4 protein-coding genes are annotated in these 3,475 nt (G+C 65.0%); all 4 read right to left on the minus strand.

The window, feature by feature from the left end; all coding sequences use genetic code 11:
* On the minus strand, positions 1-916 hold a 916-nt coding region (locus tag MOX02_RS29840), incomplete at its 3' end, for an extracellular catalytic domain type 1 short-chain-length polyhydroxyalkanoate depolymerase (RefSeq protein WP_147029384.1).
* A 45-nt stretch (positions 917-961) separates the two neighbouring features.
* Complete coding sequence (locus MOX02_RS29845) at positions 962-1,315, minus strand: hypothetical protein (RefSeq protein ID WP_147029385.1); 354 nt, start codon at positions 1,313-1,315, stop codon at positions 962-964.
* A 295-nt stretch (positions 1,316-1,610) separates the two neighbouring features.
* The gene (locus tag MOX02_RS29850) at positions 1,611-2,660 is read right to left on the minus strand and encodes a fatty acid desaturase (protein WP_147029387.1); all 1,050 of its coding nucleotides are present in this window, start codon (positions 2,658-2,660) and stop codon (positions 1,611-1,613) included.
* 47 nt (positions 2,661-2,707) lie between these two features.
* Positions 2,708-3,382 carry an HAD family hydrolase gene (locus MOX02_RS29855; protein ID WP_147029386.1) on the minus strand — a complete coding sequence of 225 codons (675 nt, stop codon included), beginning with the start codon at positions 3,380-3,382 and terminating at the stop codon, positions 2,708-2,710.
* Between the last annotated feature and the right edge of the window lie 93 nt (positions 3,383-3,475).

Raw genomic sequence — 3,475 nt, forward strand, 5'->3', positions numbered from 1 at the left:
TCAGTGCCCGCGCGCTCCGCCACCCTTTCGCGTGCGACATGAAGAATCGTAACATCTCGCGGCTGGCATCGGGACCGGTCGGATCGGTGTAGGAGCCGGCCGGACGGCCGCCGGCCCAGGCATGACCGGCGCCGTGCAGGATCCACTGTTCCGACGCCCACATGCCGCCCGGTTCGGTCAGGACGGTTTGAGTATACGCCATCCCGCCGACCGAGCGGCCCTCGACGGTGAGGATGTTCAGTTCCACGTCGGGTTGCGCCTGGGCGATAGCTTGTTCTCCGTTGACCAGTGCGACGGTCGTGTCGCGATCTCCGTGGAAGACGATGGTTGGCACCGGACGCGTTGCTTGCCTTGGCGGGAGCAAGGCGCCCCGACGCATAGCGGACAAGGCTGCAGACATCGAGCCGGCCGAACCGCACGCTAGCCCGGAGTGGATCCCGACGGCAGCGTAGATGTCCGGGTACGTCATCGCCATGACCGCGGCGGCTGCGCCACCCGAGGACAGGCCGGCGACGTAGACCCGTGCCGGATCGATGTTGAACTCACTCACAATTTCACACGTAAGGCCGGCGAGAATGGATGGTTCGCCTCGGTCGCGTCTCTGGTGCTCGCCCCTGAACCAGTTCCAGCTCTTGGCGATGTTGGCCGACCTCGGCTGGTCGGGATAGGCAACGAGGAAACCTTGCTCCTCCGCCAACCGGTCCATGCCCGTGCCGATGGCGAAGTCGCGCGATGACTGCGAGCAGCCATGCAGCATCACCACCAGAGGAAGAGGGGCTCCCTCATATCCAGACGGAACGAACAAGTCGTAGGCTCGGCTCCCGGCCGCATTGCCGAACCGGCGTGCCAGGGCGCGGGGTCGGTCGATGGCTTGCCCCAGCATCTCTGTCGAGGCAATCCCGAGCTGTCTGCTCATCAATGTGCTTTCGTGGGAGGCTCTGCCTGCTGCGACGCGATCAAGCTACGGCAGAGCGCCAATCATCCCCTTGGCCTCGGTCATGGTGTTCTCGCAGGCGCGCTTGTCGCCCCGCCTGTCCTCGTCGCCCGCGCGGATGATGAGAGTCCTGGCCACCCTCACACGGTCGGACGTTGAGATCATGTCGGGGTCGCTCGGGGCGTCGAGGCGAACTGCCTGCACGCCCCGGGGTGAGCCGGTCTGAAGGGTATGACCCGCCTGCAGGCCGGTGACTCCGACGGCGCCGGCACTGTCGAGGCGGCGCTCGATCGTCCCGATTTGTTCGGCGCAGGAGGAGGCCATCGCCGGAAGCGGCGCGAGGGCCAGAGCGAGGGCCGTGAGAGTGGCTGCAGAGCGCATCGGGAAAGAACTTTCGGTCAGGTGGCAGCACCGCAGCTTCGCCCGACGAGCGAACACCCGATGCCGTCCCTCACTGATCGATGTGAGGGTAGCTCTCACACAACGAGCCGTGCCCCCTTATGTTGCGCTGCAACACGAAACGCGGGGCAGGTACGCGTTTACGAGTTCGGCCATGCGCTCCGAGCTGGTGCTCGGTTGTCGAGCGTGGAGCATTTCGCCTGGAAGTGCGCCTGGTAGGCGTGCATCCTGGAAGAGGTTTGGCTCTACTCGACCAGTGTGATGATCCTGGCCGCTCTCAGGCTGCCTGGAGCGTGCGCAGGCGTGAGAACCCGACGAGCTTGCGGGCGTCCTCGTCCCAGAGTGCCAGCCCGAGGCAACGAAAGCTGTCTCTCAGCGTCAGTCGGCCCACCTGTCCAAGCAGCGCGTGACCGTCCAGGCATTCCTGAAGCCGGTAGTTCGGGATGCGGCTGTTCAGGTGATGGACGTGGTGCAGGCCGACATTGCCGGTGAACCATTGCAGGACGCGCGGCAGAACATAGTACGAGCTGCCGCCGAGCGCCGCGCGGTGGAAGTCCCAGTCTTCGGCATCCTCCCAGACGGTCTCCTCGTACTGGTGTTGCACGTAGAACAGCCAGCCTCCGATCCAGGCAGCGACGCTGATCACCGGCAGGAACACCCACAGCACTGGCTCGATCCCGCCGACCGTGAGCGCAAAAGCCGCTAAGACGGCTGCGAGTGCGATGTCGAGTGCCAGCACGTCTCGCAACGCCGTTCGCCAAGGTAAGCCTACGCCGGAAGGAAACCGCTGCAGGACGAGGAAGTTGAGCGGGGATCCGAGCACAATCAGGATGAGCGGATTGCGGTAGAGGCGATAGCGAAGCCGGCCCCAGCGCGATAGGGCGAGGTACTCGCGTACGGTCAGGGTGTGAACGTCACCGGTTCCGCGGCGACTGAGGTCACCCGTGGAGCCATGGTGCAGGGCGTGCGCCCGCTTCCAGCTATCATAGGGTGTCACCGTCAAAATGCTCAGAGCACGCCCGAGCCAATCGTTGGCGCCGCGGGACGGCAGGAACGAGCCGTGCCCGCAATCGTGCTGGATGATGAACAGCCTGACCAGAAGGCCGCCCGCCGGCACGGCAAACGGCAGGACGAGAAGCCCGTAACCCATGGCGCTCGCGCAAAGCATGAGGGAGCAGAGCGCCAGGTACGGCAGCAAGGTGTTCGTGACCTGCCACAGGGCAAGCCTACGAACAGGCTCACGATAGGACGCGCAGTGGCGGGCAACTTCGCGCGCGGCCACTGCGGCGTCATCCCGGTCGGACCCGCGATCGCGCCGATCGTTCATCGGATTGCGGTCATGGCAAGGCGGTGTCGCCATCCGGGTTCTCGAAATCAGCGTCTTCCTCCTACTTCATCGAGGTGTTTGAGCAGATCAGCCGGGTCCTCATAGACCCGCACGGCCCCGGACCGCTCCAGCTCGTCCGCTCCGTAACCACCCGACAGCAGGCCAACACCGAGGCCACGGCAGCGACGTGCGGCCAGCATGTCCCAGATCGAGTCTCCCACGATCACGGCCGTCTCGATCGCCTTGCCGAGTCTCTCAGCGGCGGCCAGGAAGAGATCTGGGTCGGGCTTGGCGTACTTCACCATATCGCGGGTCACCACCGGTACGTGGTCGGCATCAACGTCCAGGGCTGCCAGGTTCACTCGGGCCGTCTCCATACGGCCGCTCGTGGCGATAGCCCAGGGGATGCCGGCCTCGTTGAGATTGGCCAGGAGTGCGCGCGCGCCGGGCAGTGGACGGATCTGCGAGGACAACCGTCCGTACGCTTCGGCATGCAGGCGGCCCAGGCGCGCGATGCGCACCTCATCGATTTCCTGTCCCGTTTCTCGCAGAAGCTGGTTCGTGAAGAGGCCGCCGCTCATGCCGATCTTGCGGTGGATCCGCCAGACGGACAAAGGGATCCCCTCCTGGTCAAGCGCTTGGCTCCAAGCGAGCACATGCTGGTAGACACTATCGACGAGAGTGCCGTCCAAATCGAACAGGAAGCAGGTCTCGACACGCATTGATCTCTCCCTCACGCAGCCGCGGCGCGCGCGTGCTTCGAGGCAAGCTCCACAGCTCGAACGACCTGTTCGGGTGCGAGATGATGGATCATG

Source organism: Methylobacterium oxalidis, from assembly GCF_007992195.1.
GTDB classification, from domain to species: domain Bacteria; phylum Pseudomonadota; class Alphaproteobacteria; order Rhizobiales; family Beijerinckiaceae; genus Methylobacterium; species Methylobacterium oxalidis.